This is a genomic window from Bradyrhizobium sp. SOJA106 (assembly GCF_059448745.1).
Genome location: NZ_CM182549.1, coordinates 7,796,475 through 7,811,109 on the forward strand (window position 1 = coordinate 7,796,475; position 14,635 = coordinate 7,811,109).

Genomic DNA, 14,635 nt, shown 5'->3' on the forward strand with positions numbered 1-14,635 from the left:
ATGACCGACGTGAGTGACAACACCCCGGCCGGCATTCTCGCCTTCTGGCGCGAGGCCGGCCGCGAGCGCTGGTACGAGCATAGCGAGACTTTCGACGCCGAGGTCAGGCGCCGGTTTCTGCCGCTGTGGCAGAAGGCGGCCGCCGGCGAGCTGGCGTCTTGGGAGGACAGCGACGACGGCGCGCTCGCGCTCGTCATCGTGCTCGACCAGTTTCCGCGCAACATGTTTCGCGGCACCCGCGAAGCCTTCGCCTCCGACGCGCTGGCGCGCGAAGTCGCCCGCCGCGCCATCGACCGGGGCGTCGACCGCAGGATCGATCCGATGCTGCTCGAATTCCTCTATCTGCCCTTCATGCATTCCGAGCATCTGCCCGATCAGCTGCATTGCGTTGCGCTGTTCGAAAACACCGACAATGCCGAAAATCTGAAATACGCCAGGGAGCACGCCGACATCATCCAGCGGTTCGGCCGCTTCCCCCATCGCAACCGCCTGCTCGGCCGCGATACGACCGAAGAGGAGCAGGCCTTCCTCGACAGCGGCGGTTTTGCCGGCTGATGACATCACGGTGAAGGGACGCCGCCCCCGCTGCTTTCCCAGTCGGCAATATTGTGCAGGCCCGCGCCACGGTCTAAAAAGCGGGACCGATTTTCAGGGAGACTCACGATGGCGATCCAGACTGGCGACAAGCTGCCCGAGGCGAAATTCCGCGTGATGACGGCGGAAGGCCCGCAGGTGAAGACCACCGACGACATCTTCAAGGGCAAGAAGGTGGCGCTGTTCGCCGTGCCCGGCGCCTATACCGGCACCTGCCACAAGATGCACCTGCCGAGCATCTTCCTCAACGCCTATGCCATGAAGGACAAGGGCGTCGACACCATCGCCATCGTCTCCGTCAACGACGCTTTCGTGATGAACGCCTGGAAGCGCGACACCGACCAGCGCGACGAGGCCGTCTTCCTCGCCGACGGCAATGCCGATTTCACCAAGGCGATCGGCATGGAGCTCGATGCCTCCGCCAACGGCCTCGGCATCCGCTCCAAGCGCTACTCGATGCTGGTCGAGGACGGCGTGGTCAAGAAGCTGAACCTCGAAGCGATGCCCGGCAAGGTCGAGGTCTCCGGCGGCGATACGCTGCTGGGGCAGCTGTAAGCTTTAGGCGAAGGATGACGTCATGCCCGGGCTTGTCCCGGGCATCCACGTTCGTGGTCGCACATTGGCCGGGTCGAGCCCGGCCATCACGAGTGGAGAGAGCGAGCGCCTCGTTACTCGCTCACCCGCTGCTGCAACCGCGCCTTCACGATCCCATCGCGCGCGAGCTGATCGGCCCGCTCGTTCTCCGGATGCCCGGCGTGGCCCTTGACCCAATGCCAGCGCACTTCGTGCTGCTTCAACGCCGCATCGAGGCGCTGCCATAGCTCGACATTCTTGACCGGCTTCTTGTCGGCGGTGCGCCAGCCGTTGCGCTTCCAACCGTAAATCCACCCGGTGATGCCCTGCCGGACATATTGGCTGTCGGTGTAGAGATCGACGGTGCACGGCTTCTTCAGCGCTTCGAGCGCGGAGATCGCCGCCATCAATTCCATCTGGTTGTTGGTGGTGTGCGGCTGGCCGCCGTTCAGCTCTTTTTCCTTGTCGCCGAACTTCAGGATCGCGCCCCAGCCGCCGGGCCCCGGATTTCCCGAGCAGGCGCCGTCGGTATAGATCGTGACGACCGGCTTTTCGCTCACGCGACCAGTCCTGACGGCGTCAGCCCATAGTCGCGCACGCTGGAAACGCTCTGGTGGAAGCGCAGCTTGCGGACATATTCGAGCGGGTCCTTCGGCTTCACAAGCGCGCCCGGTGGCACGTTGAGCCAGTCCACCAGCCGCGTCAGCAGGAAGCGGATCGCGGCGCCGCGTGCCAGCAGCGGCAGCGCGGTCTCCTCGGCCTCGCTCAGCTTTCGCACCCGGCCATAGGCATTGAGGAAGGCGCGCGCCTTGGTGACGTTGAACGAATGATCCGGCTCGAAGCACCACGCGTTGAGGCAGATCGCGACGTCATAGGCCAGCATGTCGTTGCAGGCGAAAGTGAAGTCGATGATCCCCGAGAGCTTGTCGCCGAGGAAAAAGACGTTGTCGTTGAAGAGGTCGGCGTGGATCACGCCTTCGGGCAGATTGGTCGGCCAGACCCCACTCGAGAGATGGTCGAGCTCGGTGGCAAGGAAGCTGCGCAGGTCCGGCTGCACCTCGTCGGCGCGGTTTGCGGCTGCATCGAACAGCGGGCGCCAGCCCGCAACCGAGAGCGCATTGGCGCGCTTGATCGCGAAGTTCGCGCCGGCCAGATGCATCCTGGCCAGCCCCTCGCCGACGCCGGCGCAATGCGTCGCATTCGGCTTGCGCGGCCAGACGCCTTCGAGAAAGGTGATGATCGCGGCGGGGCGGCCCGACAGCTCGCGCAGCGCTTCTCCGTCTTTCGCCTTCACCGGCAGCGGACAGCTCACGCCGTGCTCGGCCAGATGCGTCATCAGCGCGAGGAAGAACGGCAGATCGTTCTTCGCCACGCGCTTCTCATAGAGCGTGAGGATGAACGAGCCTTTGCTCGTGTGCAGCAGGAAGTTGGAATTCTCGACGCCCTCGGCGATGCCCTTGTAGGAGAGCAATTCGCCGAGATCGTATTGCCTCAGGAAATCCGCAAGCTCGTCGGCGGCAACGTCGGTGTAGACCGCCATGCAGATTTACTCTGCGGCGGCTTCGGGGCGCACCGAGCGCGGCAGCGGGAAGAACTCGTTCTCTTCCGCGGCCGAGACCGTCTCCACATGCAGCGTGTAGCGCTCGGCGAAGGCGTCCATGATCTCCTCGACGATCACCTCCGGCGCGGACGCGCCCGCGGTGATGCCGAGGCTCGAGATGTTGCCGAACTTGTCCCAGTCAATGTCGGTGGCGCGCTGCGCCAGAACCGCGACCTTGCAGCCCTCGCGCTCGGCGACCTCGCGCAGGCGCTGCGAGTTCGACGAATTGGGGGCACCGACGACGATCAGCGCGTCCACCACCGGCGCCACCTTCTTCACTGCGAGCTGCCGGTTGGTGGTGGCGTAGCAGATGTCTTCCTTGTGCGGACCGTTGATGTTCGGGAAGCGCTCCTTGAGCAGCGCCACGATCTCGGCGGTGTCGTCGATCGACAGCGTGGTCTGGGTCACGAAGGCGAGATTGTTCGGGTCCTTCGGATTGATGGTCTTGGCGTCCTCGGCGGTCTCGATCAGGGTGACGGCGCCGGCCGGCAGCTGGCCGAGGGTGCCGACCACCTCGGGATGATGCGAATGGCCGATCAGGAAGATCTCGCGGCCGCGCTTGAAGTGGATCGCAGCCTCGCGATGCACCTTGGTCACCAGCGGGCAGGTCGCATCCAGCGAGAACAGGTTGCGGGACTGGGCGTCGGCCGGAACCGATTTCGGCACGCCATGGGCCGAGAACACGACCGGAGCAGTCGTATTTTCCGGGATTTCGGCCAGTTCCTCGACGAAGATAGCGCCCTTCTTCTTCAACCCATCGACGACGTATTTATTGTGCACAATCTCGTGGCGAACATAAACGGGGGCGCCGTATTTATCGAGCGCCCGTTCCACGGTGTCGATCGCCCGGACCACCCCGGCGCAGAAACCGCGGGGAGAACAAAGCACGATCTTGAGGTCTGGTTTGGCTGACATTGAGCGATCTCGGGACCGAATCACCCGTTTCGCCTTCTGGCGGGGGCGGTCGATGGCTGGAAAGGGCTAAAAACGGTTGCTCGGACTTTACCGGGTCTGCAGAGGGAATTGGGCCCCCTTTCGGGCGCTGTCAAGGCACTATCTATAGCAGAACCATTGCGTGGCCAGCCCCTCCGGGCTTATATAGCGCGAATTCCCTGTCATCGCTGATGACCACCGGTTTCGCCTCCAGAGGGGTGGGCGAAGCACAAAGGAGATTTGCCATGAGCAACGCACCTCTGATGCCCAAGGCGACCGCCGTCTGGCTGCTGGACAACACCGCGCTGACCTTCGACCAGGTCGCCGATTTCACCAAGATGCACCCCCTCGAGGTGCGTGCGATCGCCGATGGCGATGCCGCCCAGGGCATCAAGGGCATGGATCCGCTCTCCAACGGCCAGCTGACCCGCGAGGAGATCGAGAAGGGTGAGAAGAACCCGGATTACCGGCTCCGCCTCCAGGAGAGCAAGGTGGTGCTGCCGCCCCAGCCGAAGCGCAAGGGCCCGCGCTACACCCCGGTGTCGCGCCGCCATGAGCGCCCGAGCGCCATCCTCTGGCTGCTGCGCAGCCATCCGGAGCTCAAGGACGCCCAGATCATGCGTCTGGTCGGCACCACCAAGAGCACCATCGCCAGCGTGCGCGACCGCACCCACTGGAACACCTCGCAGCTGACCCCGATCGACCCCGTGACGCTCGGCCTCTGCTCGCAGATCGAGCTCGATTTCGAGGTGCAGCGCGCCGCGAAGGAAAAGCCGGTCGACGCAGCCTATGGCGGCGCCACCCTGCTGCCGGCCTCCGAGACCACCCGCAAGGACGAGTACGAGCCAGCGGAGAAGTCCGGCGACGACCTCAACGTCGACGCCGTGTTCGCCAAGCTCAAGACACTCGGCGGCAAGAAGCACGAGGACAGCGAGGAGTAACGCTCCGCTCTTCGTTTACGATCGAACAAGAAAACGCGGCAGGGAAACCTGCCGCTTTTTTTTCGAGCTCAATTGCCCATTGTCGTGGGATAACTCTCACCGATTTCGTCATTGCGAGCGCAATGACGGCGAAAGTGGAGGGAGCGCGCCTTACGGCCGCTCGGGATGGTTCAGCATGTATTCGCCGAGATCGCGCTGGCGGCGGTCGGCGCGGGCGGTGGCGGCACTGCGCTGGACGTCGCGGTCCTTGCGGCAGGCCACGTATTCGGGCGAGCCCTGCGCATAGCCGCGGCTCTGGCAGACCGCATCGTCATCGTCGCCGCCCATCGCCACCGGCGTCTGGTAGCGCGCGGAGCAGGCGGAGAGGGCGATGGCGAGTGCTACGGCTGCAAGCAGGCGCGGCGCGGTGGCGAGTGGCATACGAGGTCCCCTGTTGGCACGGCCCTGTTTAACGCGGAATGAGGAGATAGTAAGTCCCCGGATGCCGTTCCCCAGTCGTCGTCATTCCCCGCGAAAGCGGGGAATCCAGTACGCCGCGGCGGTCAACGGGTTAGACAACAACCGCCGCGGAGTACTGGATCGCCCGCCTGCGCGGGCGATGACAGTGGAGGCGGTGAAGCAGCGCCTCTCCTCGCTGCCATGACGCTTCACCTCACACCCGCCCCTTCAGCGCCTCGCCGATCTCGTCCAGCACCTTGGGGTCCTCGATGGTGGCCGGCATGGTCCAGGGCTCGCCGTCGGCGATCTTCTTGATGGTGCCGCGCAGGATCTTGCCCGAGCGCGTCTTGGGCAGGCGGCCGACGGTGATGGCGAGCTTGAAGGCGGCGACGGGGCCGAGCCGCTCGCGCACCAGCGCGACGATCTCCTTCTCGATCTCGTTTGGTGCGCGCTTCACGCCTGCCTTGAGCACCAGAAAGCCGCAGGGCACCTCGCCCTTGATCGCGTCCTTGACGCCGAGCACGGCGCATTCGGCGACATCCGGATGCGAGGCCAGGATCTCCTCCATGCCGCCGGTGGACAGACGATGGCCGGCGACATTGATGATGTCGTCGGTGCGGCCCATCACGAAGACATAGCCATCCTCGTCCTTGTAGCCGGCGTCCGAGGTTTTGTAATAGCCGGGGAATTCGCTGAGGTAGGCTTCCCTAAAGCGCGCATCCTGATTCCACAGCGTCGGCAGGCAGCCGGGCGGCATCGGCAGTTTGATCACGATCGAGCCCATCGTGTTGGGACCGACCGGCTTTGCCGCTTCGTCCACGACGTCGACCTGATAGCCCGGCATCGGCACCGTCGGCGAGCCGTGCTTCACCGGCAGCATGCCGAGACCGACCGGATTGCCGGCGATGCACCAGCCGGTCTCGGTCTGCCACCAATGATCGATCACGGGCACCTTCAGCTGCTGCTCCGCCCATTCCACCGTCGGCGGATCGGCGCGCTCGCCGGCGAGGAACAGCGTGCGGAATTTCGAGAGGTCGTATTGCCGGATGAACTTGCCGTCCGGATCCTCCTTGCGGATGGCGCGGAACGCGGTCGGCGCCGTGAAGAAGGCGACCGCCTTGTGCTCGGAGATGACGCGCCAGAACGCGCCGGCGTCGGGCGTGCCGACCGGCTTGCCCTCATACATGATCGAGGTCGCGCCATGCAGCAGCGGGCCATAGATGATGTAGCTGTGGCCGACCACCCAGCCGATGTCCGAGCCGCACCACCAGACCTCGCCCGGCTGGACGCCATAGAGGTTGAACATCGACCATTTCACCGCGACCAGATGCCCGCCATTGTCGCGCACCACGCCCTTGGGGATGCCCGTCGTGCCCGAGGTGTACAGAATGTAGAGCGGATCGGTGGCGGCGACGGGAACGCAAGGCGCCTTCTTGCCCTCGTTCAGTGCCTTGCGGCGCAGGCTCGCCCAATCATAATCGCGCCCCGGCGTGAGATCGCAAGTTAGTTGGGGACGTTGCAGCACGATGCAGGCCTTGGGCTTCGCTGATGCGAGCTTGATCGCCTCGTCGAGCAGCGGCTTGTACTGCACGATGCGGCCGGGCTCGATGCCGCAGCTCGCGGAGAGAATCAGCTTTGGCTGCGCGTCGTCGATGCGGGTGCCGAGCTCCTTGGCCGCAAAGCCGCCGAACACCACCGAGTGCACCGCGCCGATGCGCGCGCAGGCGAGCACCGCGACCACGGCCTCCGGCACCATCGGCATATAGAGGATGATGCGGTCGCCCTTGGCGACGCCGAAATCCTGCATGACTGCGGCAAGCGCCTGCACCTCGCCGAGGAGTTCGGCATAAGTGAATTTGGTGATGCTGCCCGTCAGCGGCGAGTCATGGATCAGAGCGACCTGGTCGGCGCGGCCGCGTTCGACATGACGGTCGAGCGCGTTGTGGCAGGTGTTGACCACACCGCCGGTGAACCAGCGGCCGTAGACGCCTTGCGAGGCATCGAAGATCTTCTTCGGCGACTCGATCCAGTCGATCTCCTTGGCCGCCTCGGCCCAAAACCCTTCCGGATCGGCCAGCGAGCGCGCATGGACGTCGTGATACTTGCTTCCACCCTCGGCGTTCATTCCGCGCTCCCGTTCCCTTTATTCGCCTGGCCCCGACCTTGCGGCACGACGGACGTCCCGCCATGACCCGGATCAAGTGCCGGCCTTGTTTGAGGGCTATTTTCCCGGGAACGGGCCGCGGTTCAAGCTGAAATCTATCAGCTCCCTCTCTCCGTTCTTACGGGGAGAGCGTCGGGGTGAGGGTGCTGCATCCGCAAAAGGCGGAGGGCGTCGAACGCGCGGAGAGTCCCCTCGCCCGGAATTTGCTATCGCAAATTCCGGCCTCTCCCGGCACGCGGGGAGAGGCGAAGAAGAACCTCAATACCCGTCCACGCCGTTGATCCGCTGCAGCCGCTCCTGCATTGCCTTCTTCAGATCATACCCGGGCCGGCCGTACCCGGCATTGCGGCGGGCGATGAATTCATCCTGCTCGCGCTGGTGGTTCTTCGCTTCCGCAGGATTGCGCGCTTCCCGGATCGCGCGCGCATTCGACGCAAAAATCTCGCGGTCGAGATCGGCGAGCTCGCGGCTGGCGCAGATCGCCTTCTCAACGGCCCGGGAGGCGCGGGCGCAGTTGAAGCTTGGCTTGCCGGCGACCGCCATCTGCGCCCCGATCCGCTCGAGCTCCCGCGCCATCGTTCTGTGATTGGCCTTGGCCTTCTCGTGGTTCGGATCGATCTTCAGCGCAGCGCCGAAATCCTGTACCGCCTTGGGCTTGTCGCCCTTCTTCAGCCAGAGCTCGCCGCGCGCGTTGAAGACATCGGCGAGCGTGGGATCGAGCTGCAACGCGCGGGTGTCGTCGGCGATCGCGCGGTCGATCTGGTCATGCCGCGCATAAAGCGCGCCGCGCGCGATCAGCGCCTTGACCAGATCCGCCTTCGCCGTCTTCTCGTTGTCGATCACAGCCGCGCAGGCGGAGGCCGCCTTGTCCATGTCGTCGGCCACGGTTGCCGCGAGGCATGGCGCGACGTCGACCGGCGCGACGGCCACCGGCTCGCCGCCGGTCGCGGCATGAGCGGCGGCGAGCAAGAGCGCGGAAAGCAGAACGGCACCTGACGGTTGAATGAGCTTTTGAAAACGCATGCTGTTGCGGTCGGAAATTCGTCTTCAGTCTTGCCTTGCGGCCGTACTATCCAACATACGGCCGGATTGGTGCTAGCTTGTGGCACCGTTCAAATTGGCCTCGGGGATCGACGTGTCGACATTCGAATGGATCATCGCGCTGCTGCTCGGCGCCGTTGCATTATCGGCGCTGGCGCGGCGGATCAAGGTCCCTTACCCGACCTTTCTCGCCATCGGCGGCGCGCTGATCGCCTTCGTGCCGAACAGCCCGTCCTGGGCGCTGGAGCCGGACCTCGCCTTGGCGCTTTTTGTCGCACCGGTCCTGCTCGATGCCGCCTTCGACACCTCGCTGCGGGACTTGCGCAACAACTGGGTTCCGGTCTCGACCCTGGTGGTCGCCGCGGTCGGTCTGACCACGGCTGGCGTCGCCTATGTCGCGCACCGGCTGATGCCCGACATGCCCTGGGCCGCGGCGGTGGCGCTCGGTGCGATCGTGGCGCCGCCGGATGCCGCGGCCGCGGTCGCGATCCTGAGCCAGGTCAAGCTGCCTCATCGCATGGTCAAGGTGCTGGAGGGCGAAAGCCTGCTCAACGACGCCAGCGCGCTGCTGATCTATCGCATTGCGGTCGGCGCGGTCGCCACCGAGCATCTGACCTGGAGCGAGGTCGCGCCGACCCTGGCGCTGGCGCTGGTCGGCAGCGTTCTCGCCGGTCTCCTCGCAGCCCGCATCATCCCGCCGATCATGGAGCGCGTAACCGAGGCCCCGAGCGCGATCATCGTGCAGTTCGCCACCACTTTCATGATCTGGATCGCCGCCGAGCATCTCGGCCTCTCCGGCATCCTCACCATCGTGACCTACGCCATCACCATTGCGCGCACCGCGCCGGCGCGCATACCGGCGCGGCTGCGGGTGCCGTCATATGCGGTGTGGGAGACGATGGTGTTCGTGCTCAATGTGCTCGCCTTCATGCTGATCGGCATGCAGATGCGGCCGATCTGGACGCGGCTGGATACGGACGTGCGGTGGGAATATTGCGTCGCGGCGGCCTGGATCCTGCTCACGGTGGTGCTGGTGCGGCTCGCCTGGATTGCATTCTACCGCACGACATTGCGCGTGCTGATCGCGCGCGGGCTCTATCACCCGAAGGACCCGAAGGCCGTCGCCTCGCCCAAGGGCGGCCTCATCATCTCCTGGTGCGGCATGCGCGGCCTCGTCACGCTTGCCACCGCCTTTGCCTTGCCCGAACACTTCCCCTATCGCGACTTCATTGTCTTCATCGCCTTTGCCGTCGTGCTGGGTTCGCTGGTGGTCCAGGGCCTGACGCTGCGGCCGCTGATCCTGGCCTTCAACCTCAAGGACGACGACCCCGTCGGGGTCGAGGTCGCGCGCGCCCGCGCCGTGGCCTATCGCGCGGCGCTCGATGCGATCGAGGACGATCCGTCGGAGGAGGCGGAAATCCTGCGGCTCGAATACCGCGCCATCCTGATGCAGGCCGACGATGATCCGCACGGCGGCATCGCCAATGGCGAACTGCCCGCCGATCCCTTGCGCCGCCGCGCCATCGAGGCCGCACGCAAATCGATCTTCGACCTCCGTACCACCGAGGTGATCGGCGACGATGCGTTTCACCGCATCGAGGAAGAGCTCGATCGCGCAGAATTGAGCGCGGGGGGATAGGCTAGGCTCGCTGTCGTCCCGGACAAGCGTAGCGAAGCTGAGCGCCGATCCAGGACCCATCAGCACAGGGAGAGGTTTTGGCGCGAGACTGCCGATTCCGAGGCTTCGTCAAACACGATCCTGCGGTTATGGGTTTCGGGCTCGCGCTGCGCCGGGACGACACAGGTTTGAACCAAACCCCACTTCCGCAGACACATTCCAGATGACGACCTTGATCGACGACCGTCGTGTACGCGCGCGTGATGCGTCGCCTGCACGATATTTTTATCTCCACATGGCGCTGGCCTGCGCGGCCACCGCATTCCTCGGCTTTGCACCGACCTATTGGCTACCGCTCGCCCACCGGACATTTTCCGCCGGCCCGGTGATTCATTTCCACGGATTGCTGTTCTTCACCTGGACGCTCTATTTCGTGCTCCAGACCTGGCTCGCGGCCTCCGGCCGCGTGGTCAATCACCGCGCCCTCGGCATCGCCGGCGTGTCGCTCGCCACCGCGATGACGATCTTCGGCTTCCTCGCCTCGGTCACGTCGATGAAGCACGCCGCTGCAGTCGGGCAAACCGACGCCGGCGTCGCCTTCTCGATCGTGCCGATGAGCGGCATCGCGTTCTTCGCGGTGGTGTTCGTGGTCGCGATCATGAACACGCGCCGGCCCGAGATTCACAAGCGCCTGATGCTGCTCGCTGCGGTCTCGATCCTCGATGCCGCCATCGCACGCTGGTTCCTGACCTTCCTCGCCCCTCCCGGACCGTCCGGCCCGCCGCCGGTGCCCGTCACGATCGCCCCGGCGGTGGTGGCCTCGCTCCTGCTCGTAATCGCCATGGTGCGCGACTGGCGCACCGAGGGCCGCGTGCATCCGGTCTACATCTATGGCACGTTGGCGATGCTGGCGGTGAAGTTCTTGAACTGGCCGATCAGCGGGACCGCGACGTGGCACACATTCGCCGGCGGGATCTTGGCGCTGGCGCAGTAGGAGCCACAACCACCGCCGTCGTCCCGGAAGCATGAATGCAAAATCCGTCACCCTGAGGTGGCCGCTTCTTCAGCGGCCCTCGAAGGGCGACGGCCCGGCTGCAGCGGGGCCGCTCATCCTTCGAGGCTCCCCGCGCGATGCTCTGCATCCCGCGCGTCGCACCTCAGGATGACGGGGCTGGTTGAAGTGCGTTAAGCCCCCGCCTTGCACGTGATCCCGCCGTCCACCACGAGCTCGATCCCCGTCACATATTTCGACTCGTCCGACGCCAGAAACAGCGCCGCATTCGCGACGTCCCAGGCATCGCCCATATGCCCCATCGGCACCTGCGCATCGCGGGCGCGCCACATCGCCTCGATATCGCCCTTGGCGTAGCTGTTGGCGAGGCCCGCGGAATGCTCCACCATCGGTGTCTTCATCAGGCCGGGCAGGATTGCGTTGACGCGGACATGATGCCGCGCGAACTCGATCGCGGTGGTGCGCGTCATCTGGTTCATCGCCGCCTTCGAGGCGCCGTAGGTCACGTAGGAGATGCCCATGTGGCGGATCGAGGCGATCGAGGAGATGTTGATGATCGAGCCGCCGCCCTGCTTCACCATCACGGGGATGACGTGCTTCATGGCGAAATAGGCGCTCTTGAGGTTGACGCTGAAGACGCGGTCCCAGCTCTCCTCGGTGACCTCGACCACGCTGCCCATCTCGGCGATGCCGACATTGTTGTCGAGCACGTCGATGCGGCCATAGGCTTTCAGGCAAGCGGCGACCATCGCCTCGATCTCGGCAGGCCGCGCGACGTCGGCGGTGAACGCCATCGCCTTGCCGCCCTCGCTGGTGATAATGTTCGCGGTCTCCTCGGCCGCCGCGCCGTTGCGGTCGACGCAAAACACCTGCGCGCCCTCGCGTGCGAATGTCACCGCGGTCGCCTTGCCGTTGCCCCAGCCGGGTCCGATCGAGCCGGCCCCCACCACCATCGCAACCTTGCCCTTGAGCCGATCCATCGCGTGTCTCCCGTGTTGTTGTTCTTGTAGCCCGGGCGTGGCGGGCTACGGATCGTTGCATATCTTCATCGTGGTGACGTTAGCACCGACGGGATGGCCGACAATCTCCGAAAGCGTCTGGCACGTACCCTCATGGCACAACCGCCACTCCCCCGCCGCGCCGGAATTGCCGAGCACGACCTCCGGCAACGACGCGCGCTGCGGCTGCCACTGAAACCAGCCGTCGGCGAGCCGCGCCTCGGGCGGCGGCTCCATGCCGGGACCGGTGCCCTTCACGCGCGCCTGCACCAGCTCGAGACCGGCCGGTGTGACGCGCCAGTCTTCCTGCCAGTCGACCTTGGCGATCGAATGCGTCCATGCAAGCGTGAACGCGGACAGCGCCAGCGCCTTCACGCCGCCAGCTGTCGCAAAGCAGAGACTCACACCGCCTCGACCGCTGCCGGCCGGCGCTGCCGCCATTGCCACAGCAACAGCGCAGCCGAGAGCACGAAGCCCGCGGTGTCGCTGAAGGCGAAATCGCCGAGCAGACACAGCGCGGCCCCGAGCGCGACCACACGTTCGAGCAGCGACAGCCGCGTGAACAGGAATCCGATCGCCACCATGCCGAACAGGCCGATCGCCACCAGCGCCTTGAAGCTCGCCAGCGCCACCGCACCGTAGAAGCCGAGCTTGGCCGCCATGGGATCGCCGGCCTGCAGCATCAAGGCCGGCGAATAGACGAAGATGAAGGGAATGACGTAGCCGGCGAGCGCGATGCGCATCGCCTCCCAGCCGATCTTGTCCGGGTTCTCCTTGGCGATCGGCGCCGCCGCGAGCGCGGCCAGCGCCACCGGCGGCGAGAGGTCGGCCATGATGCCGTAATAGAACGCGAACATGTGGCTCGCGATCAGGGGCACCCCTAACTTGGCCAGCGCCGGCGCGGCCAGCGCGGCGGTGATGATGTAGGTCGGGATGGTGGGAATGCCCGTGCCGAGCAGGATCGAGAGCAGCATGGTCATGATCAGCGCCAGGAACAGGCTCTTCTCGCCGAGCCCGATCACCCAGCTGCCGAAGATGGTGCCGACGCCGGTCTGCGACATCATGCCGATGATGACGCCGACGATGGCGCAGGCCATGCCGACGGTGATCGCGGACTTCGCGCTCTCGGCCAGCGCATCGCGGCATTCGCGCAAGGCCTTGAGCCCGCCGCGGATGAAAGCGGTGATCACGATCAAACCGACCACGACGCTCGCGACCGGCACGATCTGGAGACCGTCGCGCGACAGTGCGGCGACGACCAGCGCAAGGCCGATCCAGAAGATGGTGCGGATCACATTCGAGGGCGCGCCGGACGTGATGGCGGTGCCGAGGATCAGCGTCACCGTCAGCGCAAGGCCCATGCTGCCGGCATAGAGCGGCGTAAAGCCTTCGAACAGCATGTAGACGAGGGCTGCCAGCGGCAGCACGAGATACCAGCGCGTCACCAGCGCCTTCCACGCGCTCGGGATCTCCGAGCGCTTCATGCCGACGAGCCCGTGCTTGCCGGCTTCGAGATGCACCATCCAGAACGCGGAAGCGAAATAGAGGATCGCGGGGATCGCGGCGGCCTTCACGATTTCCGAGTACTGGACGCCGAGCGTCTCCGCCATGATGAACGCGACCGCGCCCATCACCGGCGGCATGATCTGGCCGCCCATCGAGGCCGTGGCCTCGACGCCTGCCGCGAACGCGCGGCGGTAGCCGAACTTGATCATCAAGGGAATGGTGAACTGGCCGACGGTGACGACGTTGGCGACGCCCGAACCGGAGATGGTGCCCATCATGCCCGAGGCGAACACCGCGACCTTGGCGGGGCCGCCGCGGGTGCGGCCGAACAGGCCGAGTGAGACGTCGGTGAACAGCTGGATCATGCCGGCCCGCTCTAGGAACGAGCCGAACAGGATGAAGAGAAAGATGTAGGTCGCCGAGACGTAGATCGGCACGCCGTAGAAGCCTTCGGTGCCGAACGACAGATGCGTGACGATCTGGTCGAAATCATAACCGCGGTGATTGAGCGGCGACGGCAGATATTGCCCGAAGAACCAGTACAGCAGACAGGCGCCGCACATCAGCGGCAGCGCCGCGCCCATCAGGCGCCGCGTTCCCTCGAAGATCAGCACCGCCAGCAGCGTTCCGACCGCGAGGTCGAGTTTGGTCGGATCACCGTCGCGCGCGATCAGATCGGCATAGAAGATCCACTGATAGAGCCCGCAGAAGAAGCCGGCGGCGCCGATCACCCAGCCCAGCGCGCGGCCGAAATCGCTCTTCGCGGTGAAGTTGGCGATCAGGCCGAAGGTGAGCAGCACCAGGAAGCCGACATGAACGCCGCGCACCACCTGGCTCGGCAGATAGTTGAAGGCGGCGACATAGAGCTGGAAAGTCGCAAACGCGATGCCGATCCAGTAGGCGAGCGTGCCCCACCAGCCCGGGCCGAAACCTTCCGGGAAACCGTGCTCAAAATTGTCGAACTCGACCTTGATGGGGGCCTCGGTGGCCTCTGCCTGCAACATCAATATTCCCCGCGCCCTGATGAGCTCCTACAGCATTCGCGCTGCACCCCGAATACGTCATGCCCTGCATAGCCGTCTGAAGGACGGCGCCGCTTCCGCTCGCCTATGACCCGGGCATCCACGAAAGTCTCTCGTCGTCATTTCCGGGGCGATGCGAAGCATCGAGCCCGGAGTCTCGAGATTCCGGGTTCGGCTCTGACGAGCCGCCCCCGA

Annotated in this window: 14 protein-coding genes; 5 read left to right on the forward strand and 9 right to left on the reverse strand. The window is 65.3% G+C overall.

The window, feature by feature from the left end; genetic code table 11:
• Both AC5V87_RS36775 and AC5V87_RS36780 read left to right on the forward strand, forming a co-directional pair.
• Positions 1–555 carry a DUF924 family protein gene (locus AC5V87_RS36775; protein WP_495369372.1) on the forward strand — a complete coding sequence of 185 codons (555 nt, stop codon included), beginning with the start codon at positions 1–3 and terminating at the stop codon, positions 553–555.
• 108 nt (positions 556–663) lie between these two features.
• Positions 664–1,149: a peroxiredoxin gene (locus tag AC5V87_RS36780; RefSeq protein WP_456842291.1), complete on the forward strand. Its 486-nt coding sequence runs from the start codon at positions 664–666 to the stop codon at positions 1,147–1,149.
• Between the two features lie 113 nt (positions 1,150–1,262).
• On the opposite strand, the gene rnhA is transcribed toward AC5V87_RS36780, so the two are convergent.
• The 3 genes from rnhA to ispH are packed head-to-tail and all read right to left on the reverse strand — an operon-like array spanning position 1,263 to position 3,682.
• A complete protein-coding gene (rnhA, locus tag AC5V87_RS36785; RefSeq protein WP_456842290.1) occupies positions 1,263–1,727 on the reverse strand; it encodes a ribonuclease HI in 465 nt (154 codons plus the stop codon).
• The gene (locus AC5V87_RS36790) at positions 1,724–2,707 is read right to left on the reverse strand and encodes a homoserine kinase (RefSeq protein ID WP_495369373.1); all 984 of its coding nucleotides are present in this window, start codon (positions 2,705–2,707) and stop codon (positions 1,724–1,726) included. Before AC5V87_RS36790 ends, rnhA begins: the two co-directional genes overlap by 4 nt.
• 6 nt (positions 2,708–2,713) lie before the next feature.
• Complete coding sequence (gene ispH, locus AC5V87_RS36795; RefSeq protein ID WP_456842288.1) at positions 2,714–3,682, reverse strand: 4-hydroxy-3-methylbut-2-enyl diphosphate reductase; 969 nt, start codon at positions 3,680–3,682, stop codon at positions 2,714–2,716.
• A 263-nt stretch (positions 3,683–3,945) separates the two neighbouring features.
• Here ispH and AC5V87_RS36800 point away from each other — a divergent pair, with 263 nt between their 5' ends.
• Entirely contained in the window at positions 3,946–4,641 is a 696-nt protein-coding gene (locus AC5V87_RS36800; RefSeq protein ID WP_495369374.1) for a DUF1013 domain-containing protein, read from the forward strand.
• Between the two features lie 150 nt (positions 4,642–4,791).
• Here AC5V87_RS36800 and AC5V87_RS36805 read toward each other — a convergent pair whose 3' ends face one another.
• The 3 genes from AC5V87_RS36805 to AC5V87_RS36815 form a co-directional block, all read right to left on the reverse strand.
• Positions 4,792–5,061 (reverse strand): hypothetical protein, encoded by a 270-nt coding sequence (locus AC5V87_RS36805; protein ID WP_456842286.1) that lies wholly within the window; start codon positions 5,059–5,061, stop codon positions 4,792–4,794.
• A 232-nt stretch (positions 5,062–5,293) separates the two neighbouring features.
• The gene (locus AC5V87_RS36810) at positions 5,294–7,204 is read right to left on the reverse strand and encodes a propionyl-CoA synthetase (RefSeq protein WP_495369375.1); all 1,911 of its coding nucleotides are present in this window, start codon (positions 7,202–7,204) and stop codon (positions 5,294–5,296) included.
• Between the two features lie 297 nt (positions 7,205–7,501).
• A complete protein-coding gene (locus AC5V87_RS36815) occupies positions 7,502–8,266 on the reverse strand; it encodes a tetratricopeptide repeat protein (protein ID WP_456842284.1) in 765 nt (254 codons plus the stop codon).
• A 112-nt stretch (positions 8,267–8,378) separates the two neighbouring features.
• On the opposite strand from AC5V87_RS36815, the gene AC5V87_RS36820 reads away from it, so the two are divergent.
• Positions 8,379–9,923, forward strand: coding sequence for a cation:proton antiporter (locus tag AC5V87_RS36820; RefSeq protein WP_495369376.1), 1,545 nt, complete (start codon positions 8,379–8,381; stop codon positions 9,921–9,923).
• 202 nt (positions 9,924–10,125) lie between these two features.
• Positions 10,126–10,896 (forward strand): hypothetical protein, encoded by a 771-nt coding sequence (locus AC5V87_RS36825; protein ID WP_495369377.1) that lies wholly within the window; start codon positions 10,126–10,128, stop codon positions 10,894–10,896.
• 191 nt (positions 10,897–11,087) lie between these two features.
• On the opposite strand, the gene AC5V87_RS36830 is transcribed toward AC5V87_RS36825, so the two are convergent.
• From AC5V87_RS36830 to AC5V87_RS36840, 3 genes are read right to left on the reverse strand one after another with little or no spacing between them, the layout of a single operon-like run.
• Positions 11,088–11,894 (reverse strand): SDR family NAD(P)-dependent oxidoreductase, encoded by an 807-nt coding sequence (locus AC5V87_RS36830; RefSeq protein ID WP_495369378.1) that lies wholly within the window; start codon positions 11,892–11,894, stop codon positions 11,088–11,090.
• A 45-nt stretch (positions 11,895–11,939) separates the two neighbouring features.
• Complete coding sequence (locus AC5V87_RS36835; protein WP_456842280.1) at positions 11,940–12,353, reverse strand: DUF1850 domain-containing protein; 414 nt, start codon at positions 12,351–12,353, stop codon at positions 11,940–11,942.
• Positions 12,314–14,422: a TRAP transporter permease gene (locus AC5V87_RS36840; RefSeq protein WP_495369379.1), complete on the reverse strand. Its 2,109-nt coding sequence runs from the start codon at positions 14,420–14,422 to the stop codon at positions 12,314–12,316. The genes AC5V87_RS36835 and AC5V87_RS36840 overlap by 40 nt, the downstream gene beginning before the upstream one ends.
• Positions 14,423–14,635 lie beyond the last annotated feature (213 nt).